The sequence below is a fragment of the Streptomyces sp. GbtcB7 genome (assembly GCF_019091445.1).
Lineage (GTDB): Bacteria > Actinomycetota > Actinomycetes > Streptomycetales > Streptomycetaceae > Streptomyces > Streptomyces mirabilis.
Genome location: NZ_JAGXJM010000001.1, coordinates 234,607 through 252,805 on the forward strand (window position 1 = coordinate 234,607; position 18,199 = coordinate 252,805).

General features: G+C 71.4%; 12 protein-coding genes and 1 tRNA gene. 6 read left to right on the forward strand and 7 right to left on the reverse strand.

The window, feature by feature from the left end:
- Position 1 precedes the first annotated feature (1 nt).
- The 3 genes from KVT44_RS01040 to KVT44_RS01050 form a co-directional block, all read right to left on the reverse strand.
- Positions 2-2,131: an alpha-galactosidase gene (locus KVT44_RS01040; RefSeq protein ID WP_308313884.1), complete on the reverse strand. Its 2,130-nt coding sequence runs from the start codon at positions 2,129-2,131 to the stop codon at positions 2-4.
- A gap of 140 nt (positions 2,132-2,271) precedes the next feature.
- A complete protein-coding gene (locus tag KVT44_RS01045) occupies positions 2,272-3,804 on the reverse strand; it encodes a membrane-associated oxidoreductase (protein WP_217565948.1) in 1,533 nt (510 codons plus the stop codon).
- A gap of 8 nt (positions 3,805-3,812) precedes the next feature.
- Positions 3,813-4,511: a vancomycin high temperature exclusion protein gene (locus KVT44_RS01050; protein WP_099922780.1), complete on the reverse strand. Its 699-nt coding sequence runs from the start codon at positions 4,509-4,511 to the stop codon at positions 3,813-3,815.
- Between the two features lie 355 nt (positions 4,512-4,866).
- Here KVT44_RS01050 and KVT44_RS01055 point away from each other — a divergent pair, with 355 nt between their 5' ends.
- The 5 genes from KVT44_RS01055 to KVT44_RS01075 all read left to right on the forward strand — a co-directional run bounded on the left by KVT44_RS01055 (position 4,867) and on the right by KVT44_RS01075 (position 11,930).
- Complete coding sequence (locus tag KVT44_RS01055) at positions 4,867-5,688, forward strand: sirohydrochlorin chelatase (protein WP_254648792.1); 822 nt, start codon at positions 4,867-4,869, stop codon at positions 5,686-5,688.
- A 93-nt stretch (positions 5,689-5,781) separates the two neighbouring features.
- A complete protein-coding gene (locus KVT44_RS01060; RefSeq protein ID WP_190168760.1) occupies positions 5,782-7,095 on the forward strand; it encodes a deoxyguanosinetriphosphate triphosphohydrolase in 1,314 nt (437 codons plus the stop codon).
- Positions 7,096-7,186: 91 nt separating this feature from the next.
- Entirely contained in the window at positions 7,187-8,452 is a 1,266-nt protein-coding gene (locus tag KVT44_RS01065) for an NAD(P)/FAD-dependent oxidoreductase (protein WP_190168759.1), read from the forward strand.
- 56 nt (positions 8,453-8,508) lie between these two features.
- A complete protein-coding gene (gene dnaG, locus KVT44_RS01070) occupies positions 8,509-10,413 on the forward strand; it encodes a DNA primase (RefSeq protein ID WP_217565728.1) in 1,905 nt (634 codons plus the stop codon).
- 200 nt (positions 10,414-10,613) lie between these two features.
- Positions 10,614-11,930: an RNA polymerase sigma factor gene (locus KVT44_RS01075; RefSeq protein WP_190168757.1), complete on the forward strand. Its 1,317-nt coding sequence runs from the start codon at positions 10,614-10,616 to the stop codon at positions 11,928-11,930.
- A gap of 213 nt (positions 11,931-12,143) precedes the next feature.
- Here the strand turns inward: KVT44_RS01075 and KVT44_RS01080 are convergent, their stop codons facing one another.
- The 4 genes from KVT44_RS01080 to KVT44_RS01095 form a co-directional block, all read right to left on the reverse strand.
- Entirely contained in the window at positions 12,144-14,072 is a 1,929-nt protein-coding gene (locus tag KVT44_RS01080; RefSeq protein ID WP_099922787.1) for an ABC transporter ATP-binding protein, read from the reverse strand.
- The gene (locus KVT44_RS01085; protein WP_190168756.1) at positions 14,072-15,805 is read right to left on the reverse strand and encodes an ABC transporter ATP-binding protein; all 1,734 of its coding nucleotides are present in this window, start codon (positions 15,803-15,805) and stop codon (positions 14,072-14,074) included. The genes KVT44_RS01080 and KVT44_RS01085 overlap by 1 nt, the downstream gene beginning before the upstream one ends.
- A gap of 202 nt (positions 15,806-16,007) precedes the next feature.
- Positions 16,008-17,462 carry an FGGY family carbohydrate kinase gene (locus tag KVT44_RS01090; RefSeq protein ID WP_217565729.1) on the reverse strand — a complete coding sequence of 485 codons (1,455 nt, stop codon included), beginning with the start codon at positions 17,460-17,462 and terminating at the stop codon, positions 16,008-16,010.
- A 212-nt stretch (positions 17,463-17,674) separates the two neighbouring features.
- Positions 17,675-17,980, reverse strand: a complete 306-nt coding sequence (locus tag KVT44_RS01095; RefSeq protein ID WP_217565730.1) for a YtxH domain-containing protein — start codon at positions 17,978-17,980, stop codon at positions 17,675-17,677.
- 145 nt (positions 17,981-18,125) lie between these two features.
- Here KVT44_RS01095 and KVT44_RS01100 point away from each other — a divergent pair.
- Positions 18,126-18,198 (forward strand) — tRNA-Asn (locus KVT44_RS01100).
- Position 18,199: the final 1 nt, after the last annotated feature.

The window sequence follows — 18,199 nt, forward strand, 5'->3', positions numbered from 1 at the left end:
GCTATACGGTGAGCCGCGTCAGCAGCACCGACGGAGCCTCCGGCAACGTCACCCGCAGCGCCGACCCGTCCCACACCAGCGGTCCCGCCGACCCGTGCAGTACGTCGACCCGCACCTCTCGCCCCGCCAAGTGCGCCACGGGCAGGGCGACTTCGGGATCATCGCCCGCCCTGCGCCACACCAGCACATACGTGGTGTCGAGGAACGGCACCCGCATCCCCAGCGCCACCCACGCGTCCCGCCACCCGGGCAGCCCCAGCGGCCAGAACGGCACCGACCGGCCCAGATCGCCCCGGACGGCCTTGTACGTCACCAACGCCTCCTGAACGAGGCCGAGTTGGTGAGGTGTCATGCGGTCCAGATGCCCGGAGAGATGAACCCGCCCCAGCAGCGCCGAGCCGAGGGTGAAGGCGATCTCCTCGTCCGTGAACCCCGGTTGCGGGTACGCCCACACGGCCCCCTGCTCGGGCGGCACCGCGGTCGGCGCGCTGGCCGCGATGGGCGGGTAGCGCAGAGGGTCCTGCTGGTCGGAGGTGGACTGGAGCTGGGCCACGGCCAGCGACGCGCCGTCCATGCGCAGCCCGCCCGAACCGCAGTTCTCGACGACCAGACCGGGGTGGCGGTCCAGGACGGCCGACAGCCAGGACAGCCAGGCGCGCGTGTGGTCGAGGAGACCGGGCGCGGAGGTGGTGATGTTGTAGTCGAGCTTGAGATAGCCCACGTCCCACTCGCCGACGAGCCGGTCGACCGTCCGGTCGAGGTGCGCGCGGGCGGCCGGATGCGTCAGGTCCAGCTGGTGGCGGCCCTGTTCGGTGACACGCACACCGCCTTCGTGGCGCAGGAAGGCCTCGTCCGGCAGCTCGGTGGCGAGCGGACTGCGGACGCCGACCACCTCCGGTTCCAGCCACAGCCCCGGCACCATGCCGCGCTCCCGGATCCGGCCGAGCACGGCGTGGAGGCCGCCAGGGCCGGGGAAGCGCCGCGCCGACGGCAGCCAGGCGCCGACACTGTCCCACCAGCCTCCGCCGCCGTCCCCGCCCCCGCCCGTGTCTCCATCCCCGTCCTCGTCCCCGCCCGTGTCCCCATCCGCATCCCCGCCCTCGTCGTCGTACCACCCGGCGTCGACGCAGAAGTACTCCGCGCCCGCCTCGGCCGCCGCGTCGATCAGCGGCAGCAGTTTCTCGGTGGTCGGGTCGCCCATGAGGGTGTTCATGTAGTCGTTGAAGACGACGGGGAGCCGGTCGTGGTCGGGGTGCGGGCGGCGGATCCGACGGCGGTAGTCGGTCAGCGCGGTGAGCGCCCCGTCGAAGCCGTCGCCGAGCGCGAGGGCCGCGTACTCGGAGACGAACTCCCCGCCGGGGGACAGGACCTGACGCCATTGGTGGTCGTCCGCGGTGGGACCGCTCAGGGAGAGGTACGTGTGGTGGTCCGCCTCGCCCGCCTCCCACAGCCAGCTCGCGGCGGACTCGATCTGCCAGAGCCAGCAGCGCCCGTCGGTGCGGTCGGTGAGGGCGCCCATCGCCAGATGCCCGTCGGTGGGCCAACTCCCGCGCCCGGCGAGCCGCACCCCGGCCCGCCCGTCGTGCCCGTGGAACGCCCGGCCGACGTCGGGCACGGACTCCCGCAACTCCTCGGTGTACCAACGGCATTCGGCGAGCCAGTCGTTGCGTGCCCGGTGCACGTCGAGCACGTCGGGTGAGGGCAGCGCGCCCAGCAGCAGACTGCTCACCGAGCGCAGCGTGACGGGTGTGTCGCCGTCGTTGCGGATCCGCACGCGGGCGCGCAGCACCGGTACCGCGTCCGGCGAGGAGTACTCGACGAAGACGGTCAGACCGCCCCGCCTGTCCTGGAGTTGGACGGTGAGGTGGTGCCAGCCGTCGCCGTACGCCGCGTGGTGGGCGCGGTGGGTCAGGCGCTGCCCGAGCGCCGTACCGGTGAAGCGCGGCCCGGACCAGCCGGTGCCCTGTCCGAGGAGGGTCACGTCGACGAGCGGCAGCGCGGCCCCAGCGGCGTTCTTGGGCTCCGGTTCACCGGGCACGGTCAGCCGGACCAGGCGGGGTGTGCGGCCGTCCAGATCGAAATCGGCGGTGAGTGCGGAATGGCCCCAGCGGTAGCTGAACTCCTGCGTCACGCGATCCCCCGCCGCCGAGTCGATCCCGCACCGGTCCCAAGCCCCGGCGCGGTATTGGCAGGGGCTCATGCTAGTGCCGGGGGCACCCGTCAACGGCCTATTCACGGGAGCCGTTCACCGCATGGAGGCCGGGCCGGAGACTACTGGCGGTTCAGGGAGCGGGTGACGCCCGCCGCGATCGTCGTGGCCAGGATCCAGCCGACGGCGATCAGCAGATACGAGAGCCACTGGTACCAGCCGCGCGGCGCGAAGGCCGTCTCCTGACCGAAGTCGACGAGGGGCAGCAGAAGGTCGAGGGTGTAGAAGACCGGGTTGAAGCCGGGCGCCTCGGCGGGCTTCAGGGCGGGCGGATGGTGCAGCGTGAAGGCGGTGGCACCGGTGCACAGCAGCAACAGCAGCCAGCCCGCCGCGCGCATCGGCCGGTAGCCGTAGCCGACGGCCACGTCCTGCAGCCGGCCCCAGAACCTGGCGTAGCGGGGGAGGGTGCGGCGGTGCCGGCGGAGTTTGGCCAGTTGGACGGTGCGCGCGGCGGCGTCGTCGCCCGCCGTGCGGTACGCGGCGGCCAACTGCTCGTAGGCGTAGGGAAGATAGCCGCCCTCCTCGCGTTCCAGCAGCGGCAGCCGCTGCTCGGCGGGCAGATGCGGGGCGAGGGTGCGGTAGCCGAGTCCGTCGATCCGGACGCGGTCGGGCCACACCCCCGGAGGCACGTGCAGAAGGTCCAGCTGGGAGCGGCGCAGGTTCACGGTGCCCACGATCGGCGCGGCCTCGCGCAGCCACAGCTCGCCGATGACACAGCTGCTGGCGCGCAGGGCCGGACCGCCGGGGTTGGACAGCCGGGCGTAGGCCAGATTCAGCTGGCGGGGAATCCTCGACCCGCTCAGGTTGACCCGGCCCCGCGCGCGCAGCCGCATGGCCCGCAGGTCAGTGCCGACCGACAGGGTCTCGGCGTGCAGGGCGGTCTCGCCCGCCGGTACGTGCAGATCGGCGTCGTCGAGGTTGACCTGACCGCCGACCGTGGCCCCGTTCAGCCGTACCTGGCCGTGCGCGAAGAGGCCGACGGCCCACAGGTCGGTGCCGATGGCCGCGTGGTTGAGCTGGAGAACCGGTTCCTCGGCCCCTTCCGGGTCCGGGGCGTCCGGGGTGTCCGGTGCCGCCGGGCGGCCCAGCCGCGCCCCGTTGACGAACACGGCGCCGGAGATCCTCGCGCCCTGGAGCCGTATCGGCCCGGTGACCCGGCAGCAGCTGAGCCGCAGCACCCCGTCGACCCGCAGGTTGCCCGCCTTGAGCCCGGGGAGCACCGAGTCGCTCAGCACCAGGGCGCGCAGCTGCGCCCCGTACAGCTTCAGAGGCTGCTCGAAGTGGCAGAACCGCAGCTGCACGGCCTGTTTGACCGTCCCGTACACGAGGTCCAGCTGTCCGGTGATGCGCGCGCCGGTGAGCTTCAGGCCGGCTATCTCGCCGTCGTGCGCCGGTCCGTCGATCAGCAGCGCCCGCAGCACCTCGGCGCGCACGGTCCGCTCGGGGCCCCAGGAGGCGCCGGCCGCGGGGTCGTCGGCGGGGTTCCCGCCGGAGTCGGCGGCGGAGGCGGGTTCCTCGCGGAAGTCGACGCCCTCGCCGAGCGGAGAGGCCTCCCAGACCCGGCGTTCCGCGGGCGTCAGACCGGCGGGATCGATGACCGTCCTCACTTCCGTGCCGCCGCGAGGGCTCGCGCCACCCCCGGCTCCTTCGGCCCCAGGAACTGCGGATCGGGCTTGAACACGGCGTCCAGCAGGGCCTTCCCCGCCGCGAACACCTCACGCGAGCCCCCGTAGTACCAGGTGACGTCGTGGGTGGCGTCGACCCCGATGCCGTACGACCGCACGCCCGCCGCCCGGCACAGCGCGACGGCCCGCCGGATGTGGAAGCTCTGGCTGATCAGCACGGCCTCGTGGACGCCGAAGATCTTCCGGGCCCGCACGCAGGAGTCCCAGGTGTCGAACCCGGCGTAGTCGCTGACGATCCGCCGGTCCGGCACCCCACGCTTCGTCAGATAGGCCCGCATCGCGTCCGGTTCGTCGTAGTCCTTGCGGCTGTTGTCCCCGGTGACGAGCACGGCCTCGATCCGCCCGGCCCGGTACAGCTTCGCCGCCGCGTCCAGCCGGTGCGCGAGGTACGGGGACGGCTCGCCGTTCCACAGTCCAGCCCCGAACACCACCGCGACCTCGGTGCGCGGCGCGTCGGCCGTCGTCCGCAGTCCGTCGGCCGTGCTCACGTACAGCCACGTCACCGGAAGCAGCGCCAGCACGCACAGCAGCATGACCGTCTGCACGGCCCGCCGCTGTCCGGCGCGGGTGCGCGGCAGCCGCGGTCTGAGGATCCTCGGGTGCGGCAGGCGCGGCATGGTTGTTCGTCCCCCCGGTGGCGTCCGATCGCGTCGGTATTCGACAGATGGGGACGCAGCGTAAGCCCGTTCGGTTCGCCCGGGTACCGTGACCGGGTTCACTCGGCGCCGCGGAAGCGCAGGTGGGAGGTGCTCACACCGCCACCGCACCGGGCCGTGAACCCCCGGAAAACACCTGACACGCCCGTGCAACCGCGCGGCAACCTCGTACCGTCACCATCGGTCCATGACGGCGTCGAACCCCTCTCACGACGAGTCCAGGACCCTCCCCCGCTCTCGGTTTCGCCCGAGTGGGGGGACCTCCATCGGCGGGCAGCCGCTCGGTGGCGCCCACCTCGACAGTACGGCGCAACTCATGAACGCGATCACCAGCCAGCTCGGCAGTCAGCTCAGCCTCGTGTCGCTGAACGGGGCCCGCCGCCCCGCGCCGCCGCCGCTCGTCCTCGTCGCGCACGGCAGCCGCGACCCGCGCGCGCTGAGCACCGTACGCACCCTGATCGAGCGCGTCCGCGAGCTGCGCCCGCACCTGTCCGTGCACCTCGGCCACATCGAGCTCAACGAACCGCTGCTGGCCGACACGCTCGCCTCCCTCGACGCCGAGGACGGCACCGACGGGGCCGTTCTCGTGCCGCTGCTGCTCAGCCGCGGCTACCACGTCAAGCGGGACATCCCCGAGGCCGCGGCCGCCGTACCGGGACTGCGGGCCCGTGTCGCCGCCCCGCTCGGCCCGCACCCCCTGCTCGTCGAGACGCTGTACGCGCGGCTCGTCGAGGCCGGCTGGCGGACCGGGATGAGCGACGCGGCCCGGCGCGCCAGCGGGGTCGTGCTCGCCGCCGCGGGCTCGCGCGACCCGGAGTCGATCATCGACACCCGCCGTACCGCCCAGCTGCTGGCCGAACGCCTCGGCGTGCCCGTCGTCCCCGCGTACGCCTCCGCCGCCGCGCCCACCGTCGCCGCCGCCGTGCGGGCCCTGGCCGCGCGTGGCCGCCACCGCATCGCCGTCGCCTCCTACTTCACCGCGCCCGGCCGCTTCGCCACCGAGTGCGCCGCGGCCGCCCCCTGGATCGCCGCCGCCCCGCTGGGCACCCACGCCGCGATGGCCCGCCTGGTCCTGCACCGCTACGACCAGGCCGTGGCGACCCCGGCCACCACGGAGCAGGAACTGGCGGCAGTCTGAAACGCAGGGCGACGGCAGCGAAAACAGCACTTGGCAGACGCGCAGGCGCCCCGCAACGCCCTGATTGTCACTGTCGCCGCTTACTGTCGAAGCATGGACGGCACCGCACCCCTCTCCGACGAGTACGACCCGACGTCAGTCGAGCGCTGGGCCGTAGAACCCGACAAACGTCCCGGCCGCACCGCCTTCCAGCGCGACCGCGCACGCGTGCTGCACTCCTCCGCGCTGCGCCGCCTCGCGGGCAAGACCCAGGTCGTCACCCCGGGGACCCGCAGTCAGGCCTGGGACGCCAGCGCCCGCACCCGCCTCACCCACTCCCTGGAGTGCGCCCAGGTCGGCCGCGAGCTCGGCGCCGCCCTCGGCTGCGACCCCGACCTCGTCGAGGCGGCCTGCCTCTCCCACGACCTCGGCCACCCACCCTTCGGACACAACGGCGAACAGGCGCTGAACGAGTTCGCGGAGGACTGCGGCGGCTTCGAGGGCAACGCGCAGTCGCTGCGCCTGCTGACCAGGATCGAACCCAAGCGCTTCGTCCACTCGGAAGAGACGGGCGAACTCGTCAGCGTGGGACTGAACCTCACCCGCGCCGCCCTCGACGCCGCAACCAAGTACCCCTGGCCGCGCGGCGCCCACCCCACCGACCCCGCCTCGCCGAAGTTCGGGGCCTACGAGGACGACCGGCCGGTCTTCGACTGGGTCCGCAAGGGCGCCCCCGGCACTCGTACGTGCTTCGAGGCCCAGGTCATGGACTGGTCCGACGACGTGGCGTACTCGGTGCACGACGTCGAGGACGGTCTGCACGCCGGCCACATCGACCCCAACTGCCTGCACGCCGAGCCGGAACGCGAGGAGATCTTCAAGGTCGCCATCGGCCGGTACGTGCCCGCCGACACCGACCCGGCCGAGCTCTCCGAGGCCCTCGACCGGCTCCTGGAACAGGAGTGGTGGCCGCACGGGTACGACGGATCGGCCGTCGCGCAGGCCCGGTTGAAGGACGCCACCAGTCAGCTCATCGGCCGCTTCTGCCTGGCCGCCGAGGGCGCCACCCGCGCGCGGTACGGCTCCGGCCGGCTCACTCGGTACGCGGCGGAGCTGGTCGTCCCGCGCGCCGCCCGCCACGAGTGCGCCGTCCTCAAGGCCGTCGCCGACCGGTACGTCATGCAGCGTGCCGAGCAGGAGCGGCTGCGCGCCGATCAGCGGATCGTCGTCGCCGAGCTGGCCGAGGCGCTCACCGCCCGCGCCCCGGACGGTCTTGACCCGCAGTTCCGGGCGCTGTTCGACGAGGCCGGGGACGATCGTGCGCGCAAGCGGGTGATCGTCGACCAGATTGCCTCGCTCACCGACGCCTCGGCACGTTCACTGCACCTCAGGCTCACCACCCGCCCCACAGGCGGCGGCGGAGTGTGACCCTGCGTGGCCTGATCGGGCCACACCCTCTTCCCGCATCACGCTGCGTGCGGGACGCTCGCCTGGCGACAACGTTACGAGGAGGCATCAAGTGGTCGACGCGGATCAGACATTCGTCATCGTCGGAGGAGGCCTGGCCGGCGCCAAGGCGGCCGAGACGCTCCGAGCGGAGGGTTTCACCGGCCGCGTGATACTGATCTGCGACGAACGTGACCACCCCTATGAGCGCCCGCCGCTCTCCAAGGGCTATCTGCTCGGCAAGGAGGAGCGGGACAGCGTCTTCGTGCACGAACCCGCCTGGTACGCGCAGAACGACGTGGAGCTGCACCTCGGCCAGACCGTCGACGCCATCGACCGCACGGCGAAGACCGTCCGCTTCGGCGACGACGGCACCCTCGTCCACTACGACAAGCTGCTCCTCGCGACCGGCGCCGAGCCGCGCCGCCTCGACATCCCCGGGACGGATCTCGCGGGCGTCCACCACCTGCGCCGCCTCGCCCACGCCGAACGCCTCAAGGGCGTCCTGGCCGCGCTCGGCCGTGACAACGGCCACATCGTGATCGCGGGCGCGGGCTGGATCGGCCTGGAGGTCGCGGCGGCGGCCCGCGAGTACGGCGCCGAGGTCACCGTCGTCGAGCACGGGCCGACCCCGCTGCACGCGGTCTTCGGCCCCGAGCTGGGCCAGCTCTTCGCCGAGCTGCACCGCGAGCACGGCGTCCGCTTCCGCTTCGGCGTCCGGCTCACCGAGATCGTCGGCCAGGACGGCATGGTGCTCGCCGCACGCACCGACGACGGTGAGGAGCACCCGGCCCACGACGTACTTGCGGCCATCGGGGCGGCGCCGCGCATCGGCCTCGCCGAGGCCGCGGGCCTGGAGATCGCCGACCGGGCGCACGGCGGCGGTATCGCGGTCGACGACCGCCTGCGCACCTCCGACCCCGACATCTACGCCGCCGGTGACGTCGCCTCCTTCCCGCACGCTCTCTTCGACACCCGGCTGCGCGTCGAACACTGGGCCAACGCCCTCAACGGCGGACCGGCGGCGGCCCGCGCGATGCTGGGCCGCGAGACGACGTACGACCGTGTGCCCTATTTCTTCTCCGACCAGTACGACGTCGGGCTCGAGTACTCGGGCTGGGCGCCCTCGGGGACGTACGACGAAGTGGTGATCCGGGGCGACGCCGGCAAGCGCCAGTTCATCGCCTTCTGGATGAAGGACGGGCGGGTGCTGGCCGGGATGAACGTGAATGTGTGGGACGTCACGGAACCCATCCAGCGGCTGATCCGGTCCCGGGCCCAGGTGGACACCGAGGCACTCGCCGACCCGCACGTCCCGCTGGACAGCCTGGTCCCCTGACACCGGGGCGTTCGCCTCGCCCCAGGAGTGTCAGTCCGGCCCCGTAGAATCACCTCGTGGCTGGAAGGATCAACGACGAGGACGTGAAGGCGGTTCGGGACGCGGTCCCGATCGACGCCGTCGTGTCCGAGTACCTCCAGCTGCGCAACGCGGGCGGCGGAAACCTCAAGGGCCTGTGCCCCTTCCACGACGAGAAGTCTCCGTCCTTCCAGGTCAGCCCGAGCAAGGGTCTCTTCCACTGCTTCGGCTGCCAGGAGGGCGGCGACACCATCACGTTCGTGATGAAGGTCGACCACCTCACCTTCTCCGAGGCCGTCGAGCGCCTCGCCGGGCAGGCCGGCATCACCCTGCGCTACGAGGAGGGCGGGTACAACCCCTCCCACCAGCGCGGCGAGCGGATCCGCCTGGTCGAGGCGCACAAGATCGCCGCGCAGTACTACGTGGAGCAGCTCGACATCAGCCCCGAGGCCGACGCGGGCCGCAAGTTCCTCGCCGAGCGCGGTTTCGACCAGGCCGCCGCCGCGCACTTCGGCGTCGGCTACAGCCCCCAGGGCTGGGACCACCTCACCCGCCACCTGCGCGGCAAGGGCTTCACCGACAAGGAGCTGCTCCTCTCCGGCCTCTCCCAGGAGGGCCGCCGGGGCCCCATCGACCGCTTCCGCGGGCGCCTGATGTGGCCGATCCGCGACATCGGGGGCGAGGTCGTCGGCTTCGGCGCGCGCAAGCTGTACGAGGCGGACAACGGCCCGAAGTACCTGAACACGCCCGACACCGCGATCTACCGGAAGTCCCAGGTCCTCTACGGCATCGACCTCGCCAAGAAGGACATCGCCAAGGCCAGCCGCGCGGTCGTCGTCGAGGGCTACACCGACGTCATGGCCTGCCACCTGGCCGGCATCACCACCGCGATCGCGACCTGCGGCACGGCGTTCGGCAGCGACCACATCAAGATCCTCAGACGCCTCCTGATGGACAACGGCTCGGCCCGCGTGATCTTCACCTTCGACGGCGACGCGGCGGGCCAGAAGGCCGCCCTGCGCGCCTTCGAGGACGACCAGAAGTTCGCCGCCGAGACGTACATCGCCATCGCGCCGGACGGCATGGACCCCTGCGACCTGCGCCTCGCCAAGGGCGACGAGGCGGTCGCCGACCTCGTCGAACCCCGGACGCCCCTCTTCGAGTTCGCCCTGCGCCAGATCATCCTGCGCTACGACCTGGAGACCCCGGCCGGGCGCGCGGCGGCCCTGGACGAGGCGGCGCCCATCGTCGCCCGCATCAAGAACAGCGGCGCCCAGCACGAGGTCGCCGTGCAGCTCGCCGGCATGCTCGGCATCCTCGACACCCAGTTCGTGGTCAAGCGGGTGGCCCAGCTGGCCCGTTGGGCCCGCGACCGCGGCGGGAAGGGCCCGGCCCCCGCGGGCGGCCAGCGCCCCCAGCAGACGTACGCCGCCGTCCGGACGCCCGCGGGCGGTCCGGCGCTCAACCTCCGCAACCCCGTCTACGCCACCGAGCGCGAGCTGCTCAAGCTCGCCCTCCAGCGGCCCGAGCTGGTCTCCCCGGCCTTCGACGCCTACGGGCTCGACGAGTTCACCGCCGCGCCCTACGCCGCCGTACGCCTGGCGATCATGGAGTCGGGCGGCGCCGAGTTCGGCACGCAGGACCCCCAGGAGTATCTGGTCCGGGTCCGCGAGGTCGCCCCGGACGACGTGGTCCGTGCCATGGTCACCGAGCTGGCCGTCGAGGCGATCATGCGCAAGACCGTCGACGAGACCTACGCGGGCGACCAGCTCGTCATGGTCCGCCGCCGCGCCGTCGAGCGCCGCATCGTGGACGTCCAGGGCGCCCTGTCCCGCGCGAGCGCCCACGGCGACCCGGCCCAGCTGGCGGCCGTGCAGAACGAGTTGTGGGTGCTCCAGCAGTACGGACAGGCGCTGCGCGAGCGGGGCGCGGAGGCGCTCTGAGGCCGCCCTGCCCGGTCCGAGGCCGGGGCTGCCCGGATGGGCCCGGCGCACATGCCAATCCCGTACGCCGTTCAATCGGTTTCGCGCGCGCTGAGCTGCGCACTCGGAGGGCACGGTAACCACCGGGTCACGGACCGGACGCAAAAAGTCACCGCACGCCCCTCGTGGCGGCGATGTGTCGTACTCCACACTGGGTTCCGGTGCCTGAGTCCTCGGAGCGCGGCCGACCCGCACGCGACGGGTTTCCGATTCCCGCGGTTCCGCCAAACGACTACGGGATGGACAGCGGCGAGGCCGTCGACCCCATCCCCGACGTACCGCTGCCGCACGCCTCAGCAGCGACATTCCTGGAGGTCGCCCCCGTGCAGACCCAGACCCTCACACAGACCGACAACCTCACGGACGCGGATACGGACGCCGAGCCCGACGTCGTCACGGCGGTGCCCCCGCAGCGGGGTGCCGCGCACCACCCCGAGACGGAGCCGGACGGGCCGGCGGCGGACGCCGTCGAGGCCGAGGCCGAGGCCGAGCCCGTGGAGGTCGAAACCGAGACCGAGGTCCCGGAGCCCGTCGAACTGCCCCGGGGACGCGCTACGGACACCGGAGGCCCCTCCTCGGACCTGTTCCGCCAGTACCTGCGCGAGATCGGCCGCATTCCGCTGCTCACCGCGGCGGAGGAGGTCGAACTCGCCCGCCGCGTAGAGGCCGGACTCTTCGCCGAGGAGAAGCTCCGCCTCACCCCCGACCTGGACAGTCAGCTCGCCCTCGACCTCGACAAACTCGTCGTCATGGGCCGCATGGCCAAGCGCCGCCTCATCGAGGCGAACCTGCGCCTCGTCGTCTCGGTCGCGAAACGCTATGTGGGCCGCGGGCTCACCATGCTCGACCTGGTCCAGGAGGGGAACCTCGGCCTGATCAGGGCGGTGGAGAAGTTCGACTACGCCCGTGGGTACAAGTTCTCGACGTACGCGACCTGGTGGATCCGGCAGGCCATGTCGCGGGCGCTGGCCGATCAGGCCCGTACCATCCGGGTCCCCGTCCACGTGGTCGAGTTGATCAACCGGGTCGTGCGGGTACAGCGGCGGATGCTGCAGGAGCGCGGCTACGAACCGACGCCGGACGAGGTCGCCGCCCACCTCGACCTTCCCGGTGAGCGGGTGAGTGAGGTGCTGCGTCTTGCCCAGGAGCCGGTGTCGTTGCACGCGCCGGTGGGGGAGGAGGACGACGTGGCGCTCGGCGACCTGATCGAGGACGGCGACGCGACGTCGCCGGTGGAGTCCGCCGCGTTCCTGCTCCTGCGGGAACACCTGGAAGCGGTGCTCTCCACGCTCGGCGAGCGGGAACGCAAGGTCGTCCAGCTCAGGTACGGGCTCGCCGACGGCCGCCCCCGCACGCTCGAGGAAATAGGCCGCATCTTCGGCGTCACCCGCGAACGCATCCGCCAGATCGAGTCCAAAACCCTCAACAAACTGAGGGACCACGCCTTCGCGGACCAACTCCGCGGCTACCTGGACTGACCGATCCGTGGGGTGGTCTTTCGGCTGCGGGTGGGTGGGGGCTGGTCGCGCAGTTCCCCGCGCCCCTAAAGGCCTTCAGCCCGTCCGGCGTTTGAGGACGAGGCCGTTCAGGCCGACGCGGGGGTCTGGGGGCGGCAGCCCCCAGGGATGGGACGGGTAGGGGCGGCGGGGGCGAGAAAACACCTCCCCGCACCCCCTACCCACCCACACCCGCTAGTCGACCTCCGCCACCGCCTGGGCGAACTGGGCCTTGTAGAGGCGCGCGTACGCCCCGTTCGCCGCCAACAGCTCCGCATGCGCGCCCTGCTCGACGATCGACCCGTTCTCCATCACGAGGATGGTGTCCGCGTCCCGGATCGTGGAGAGCCGGTGGGCGATCACGAACGACGTCCGCCCGTGCGCGAGCTTCGCCATCGCCTTCTGGATCAGCACCTCCGTACGGGTGTCGACGGAACTGGTCGCCTCGTCGAGGACGAGGATCACCGGGTCGGACAGGAACGCCCGCGCGATGGTGATCAGCTGCTTCTCGCCCGCGCTGACCCCCGTCCCCTCGTCGTCGATGACGGTGTCGTAGCCCTCCGGGAGCGTACGGATGAAACGGTCCGCGTGCGCGGCCCGCGCCGCCTCCTCGATCTCCCCGCGTGTGACCTCACGCGAGGCCCCGTACGCGATGTTCTCCGCGATCGTGCCGCCGAACAGCCAGGTGTCCTGGAGCACCATCCCGATCCCGGCCCGGAGTTCGTCCCGGGACATGGACGCGATGTCGACCCCGTCGAGGGTGATCCGGCCGCCGGTGACGTCGTAGAACCGCATCAGGAGGTTCACCAGCGTGGTCTTGCCGGCGCCGGTCGGGCCGACGATCGCCACCGTGTGGCCCGGCTCCACCTTCAGCGACAGGTCCTCGATGAGCGGCTTCTCGGGGTCGTAGCGGAAGGACACGTTCTCCAGCGCCACCCGCCCGCGCAGCTCGTCGGGGCGCGCCGCCGGCACCGGGTCGGCCTCCTGCTCCTCCGCGTCGAGGAGTTCGAAGATGCGCTCCGCCGACGCGACACCGGACTGCACGAGGTTCGCCATCGAGGCGACCTGCGTCAGCGGCATCGAGAACTGGCGGGAGTACTGGATGAAGGCCTGGACGTCGCCGATCGACAGCGAGCCGGACGCGACACGCAGACCGCCGACCACCGCCACCAGCACATAGTTCAGGTTCGACACGAACATCATCAGCGGCTGCATGACCCCGCTGTTGAACTGCGCCTTGAACCCGGCCTCGTACAACTTCTCGTTCTGCTCGGCGAACTGCGCCGCCGACTCCTCCTGCCGCCCGAACACCTTCACCAGCGTGTGCCCGGTGTACATCTCCTCGATGTGGGCGTTGAGCTTGCCGGTGGTGCGCCACTGCTGCACGAAGTGCGGCTGCGAGCGCTTGCCGATGCGCGTGGCGACGAAGAAGGAGAGCGGGACCGTGACGAGCGCGACCAGCGCGAGCAGCCACGACACCCAGAACATCATCGCGAGCACGCCGATGATGGTCAGCAGGGAGTTCACCAGCTGGCCCATCGACTGCTGCAGGGTCTGCTGGATGTTGTCGATGTCGTTCGTGGCGCGGCTGAGCACCTCACCGCGCTGGCGCTTGTCGAAGTACGACAGCGGCAGCCGCGAGAGCTTCGCCTGCAGGTCCTCGCGCATGTGGTAGACGGTCTTGTTGACGGCCCGGTTCACCAGGCGCGTCGCCACCGCCATCAGCAGGCCGGCCAGCAGGAACGTACAGAGCGCGAGCAGCAGTACGTTTCCGACGGCACCGAAGTCGATGCCCTTGCCGGGGGTGAAGTCCGTCCCGGCGAGCATGTCGGCCATGCCGCCCTCACCGCGCTTGCGCATCGAGGCGAGGACCTCGGCCTTGGTGGCGCCGGCCGGCATCTGCCGCCCGATGATGCCCGCGAAGACCAGGTCGGTGGCCTTGCCGAGGATCTTCGGTCCGACCACCGAGAGTCCCACGCTCAGGACGACGGCGACCAGCATCCCGTACATGGTGACGCGCTCGGGTTTGAACTGGGCCAGGAGCCTCTTCCCGGACACCTTGAAATCCATCGAGCGCTGATCGGGGCCGCCCCCGGCCATCATGCGTCCCATGGGCCCGGCCATCAGGCGGCCTCCGCTTCCGTCAGCTGGGAGAGAACGATCTCCCGATAGGTCTCGTTGTCGGCCATGAGCTCGTGGTGACGCCCCGTGCCCACCACCCGGCCCTCGTCGAGGACCACGATCCGGTCGGCGTCCCGAATGGTCGACACCCGCTGGGCGACGATCACCACGGTCGCCTCGGCGGTCTCCTGGGAGAGCGCCGCGCGCAGTGCCGCGTCGGTCGCGTAGTCGAGTGCGGAGAAGGAGTCGTCGAAGAGGTAGATCTCGGGGCGCTGGACGAGGGTGCGGGCGATGGCGAGGCGCTGGCGCTGACCGCCGGAGACGTTGGTGCCGCCCTGCGCGATCGGCGAGTCCAGGCCGTTCTCCAGCCGCTCCACGAAGCCCTTGGCCTGCGCCACCTCCAGCGCGTGCCACAGCTCCTCGTCGGTCGCGTCCGGATTGCCGTACCGGAGGTTGGTGGCGACCGTCCCCGCGAAGAGGTACGGCTTCTGGGGGACGAGCCCGACCGTCCTGGCAAGCAGCTGCGGCTCGACGGTCGACACGTCCACGCCGTCGACGAGGACTTCTCCGTCGGTGGCGTCGAAGAGCCGGGGCACGAGCCCGAGCAGCGTCGACTTGCCGCTGCCCGTCGACCCGATCACGGCGGTCGTCTCACCCGGCCGCGCCACCAGTTCGATGGACTTCAGGACGGGCTCCTCGGCACCCGGGTAGCGGAACCCGGCGCCGCGGATCTCCAGATGGCCGTGGCGCCGCAGTTCCACGACGGGCGCGCTCGGCGGCACGACGCTCGACGAGGTGTCCAGGACCTCTTCGATGCGCTCGGCACAGACCTCCGCGCGCGGCACCATCATGAACATGAAGGTGGCCATCATCACGGACATCACGATCTGCATGAGGTAGGCGAGGAACGCGGTCAGGTCGCCGATCTGCATGCCGCCGCTGGCGATGCGGTGGGCGCCGAACCAGACCACGGCGATCGACGAGAGGTTCACGACGGTCATGACCATCGGGAACATCAGGGCGAGCATCCGGCCGGTACCGAGGGACACCTCGGTGAGCTGGGCGTTGGCGGACTCGAAGCGGTCCTTCTCGTAGTCGTCGCGGACGAAGGCGCGGATGACGCGGTTGCCGGTGATCTGCTCGCGCAGCACCCGGTTCACGGTGTCCAGGCGCACCTGCATGGTCCTGAACAGCGGGCGCAGCCGGCGCACGATCAGGGTCACTCCGATGCCGAGCACCGGCACCACGGCGACCAGGACCGCGGAGAGCGGCACGTCCAGGCCGAGGGCTAGCACGATGCCGCCCACACACATGATCGGCGCCGACACCAGCAGGGTGAACGTCATCAGGGTGAGCATCTGCACCTGCTGGACGTCATTGGTGGTGCGGGTGATCAGGGAGGGCGCCCCGAAGTGGCCGACCTCGCGTGCGGAGAAGGACTGCACCCGGTCGAAGACGGCGGCCCGGATGTCCCGGCCGACGGAGGACGCCGTACGGGCGCCGTAGTAGACGGCGCCGATGTTGCAGACGACCTGGACCAGCGAGATCCCGATCATCAGGGCACCGAAGGAGAGGATGTAACCCGTGTCTCCCTTGACGACACCGTTGTCAATGATGTGTGCGTTCAGGGTCGGCAGGTACAGGGTGGCGCAGGTCTGCAGGAACTGCAGCAGCACGAGGAGAGCGATGGGTTTCTTGTACGGACTGAGGTAGGTCCGAAGCAGTCGTATGAGCACGCGGCTTCTCTCGGAGTCGTCGACGGCAGTGCGGTCGGTGGTGCACCACCCCCTATCGTCGAACACTCCACCCGTGTTACCTCAACCGATTAATCCAAGAGCGGACCAAGAGCGGACCGGAACCGGACCTTGAGACGTACGTCATAGGGTCCATGCCGGGCTCTACGTCCACCGGGACACCCGTCCGCACCTCCCACGCCCCCTATGACCGGAACGCCCCCGGATGCGTCTGTTCCCGTACGGACACGTACTGCTGCCGTACGGCCTGACCCACGGCCAGTTCCTCACCGGGCTCCAGAATCTGGGCGACCGCTCCCTGCCAGACGGGTGGCAGCTGGGGGTCGAGCGTGCCCTGCGAGACGCCGAGGGCCCAGGCCGCCTGACGGGCCGCGCCCAGCGCCGCGTAGTCCGCCGGCTGGGGCACGATGACCTGCGCGCCGAACAGGGCGGGCGCCGCGGCCTGCACGGCCGGCAGCTCGGCGGCCGCCCCGAGCAGGAACACCCGCCGTACGTCCACGCCGCGCCCGCGCAGCACGTCGAGCGCGTCCGCGAGCCCGCACAGCATGCCCTCGAAGGCGGCCCGCGCCAGGTGTTCGGGCCGCATCGACTCGCGCCGCAGCCCCGCGAGCGTCCCGGCGGTGTGCGGCAGGTTCGGGGTCCGCTCGCCCTCCAGGTACGGCAGCAGAACCAGCCCGTGGGAGCCCGGCGTGGACTTCATCGCCAGCTCGGACAGGCTCTCCAGGTCGGGCAGGCCGAGCAGTTCGACGACGCCGCGCAGGGTCCGTACGGCGTTGAGGGTGGTCACCACCGGCAGATGCATGCCGGTCGCGTCCGCCAGTGAGGTGATCATGCCGGAGGCGTCGACCAGCGCCTCGGGGTGTACGGCCATCACGGACCCGGAGGCGCCGAGGGACACGACCGCGTCCCCGAGCCCGATACCGAGCCCGAAGGCCGCGGCCATGGTCTCTCCGGTGCCCGCGGAGATCAGCAGTCCCTCGGGTGTCGTCCCCGCCGCCTCGGACGGGCCCAGCACGTCGGGCAGCGTGGCCTGGTGGCCGAGCGCGAGCTCGACGAGATCCGGCCGATAGCCGCCGGTCGCCGCCGACCAGTAGCCGGTCCCGGAGGCCCCGCCCCGGTCGGTGGTCCGCCGCATCGGCCGCCCGAGCAACTGCCACACCAGCCAGTCGTGCGCCTGCAGCAGCACGGCGGTGCGCAGCGCGGCGTCGGGCTCGGTCTTGTTCAGCCAGCGCAGCTTGGTCACCGGCTGGGCGGCCTGCGGTACGTGGCCCACGGCCTGCGCCCATGCCTCGCGCCCGCCGAGCGCGTCGACGAGATCGGCGGCGGCGACCTGCGCGCGCTTGTCACCGCCGACCATGGCCGGCCGCACGGTGTTGCCCTGCGTGTCCAGCGGAACGAGCGCGTTCTGTTGCGCGGAGACGCCGATGGCCTGCACGCCTTCGAGGAGCCCACCGCCTGCCGCCTCACCCAGGGACAGCAGCCAGGCCTGTGGATCGACATCGGAAGGACGGCCGCCGCCCTCGGTGGTTTCCACCGGATGCGGGGCATATCCCTGCCTGAGCACGGCTCCCGTGTCCGTGTCGCAGACGACGATACGAGTGAAATCGGGCGAACTGTCCAACCCGGCGACTATCCCCATGGCGGAAATTCTGCCGTACGGCGGGGGATGAGTGCGCCGGGCCGGGCGGTACCGGCCCGGCGACGGGACGCCCGCCGGGCCGGGGCGCAGGTCGGACAGGGTGGCGCGTTCACCGGCCCCGCCAGGGATCCCCCCACCCTGCCTGCCGGGAGTCGTGCGGCTTTCGGCCGGTGGGGGCTGATCGGGTGGTTCCCCGCGCCTCTCGCGGGGTTCTACGTGTTGCTGGTGCCCCAGTCGTCCTCGCGGGTGCCGTTGGTGTTGCGTTCGCGCAGCGAGCGGACGCGGGCGGTGACCGAGTCGGGGACGTGGTCGCCCACCTTCTCGCTGACCGTGTGGAACGCCTTGCCCGCGATCTCGCGCCCCTGCTGGGCGGCGGTCTCGGCGGTGTTGCGCACCGCGGGGTTCTGCGCGACCTGGCGCGCGGACTTCTTCAGCTGTTCGTAGCGCTCGCGCCCGGCGCGCGTGCCGAGCACGTAACCCAGAGCCAGTCCGGCGACGAATGTGAGCCGGTAGCGCATGGCGGCCACCCTTCCCTTGCGTCGGCATCGGTGCGGGGGGAACCGATTGGCGGAGCACCCCCCTGCTTGCGCTAATGTATGTGTCGCAGCGAGCGCACGCCCCCTGGCGAATACCCGGGAAGGTGCGTTCGACGCAACGAAGCAATCCTCCGTAGCTCAATTGGCAGAGCAGCCGGCTGTTAACCGGCAGGTTACTGGTTCGAGTCCAGTCGGGGGAGC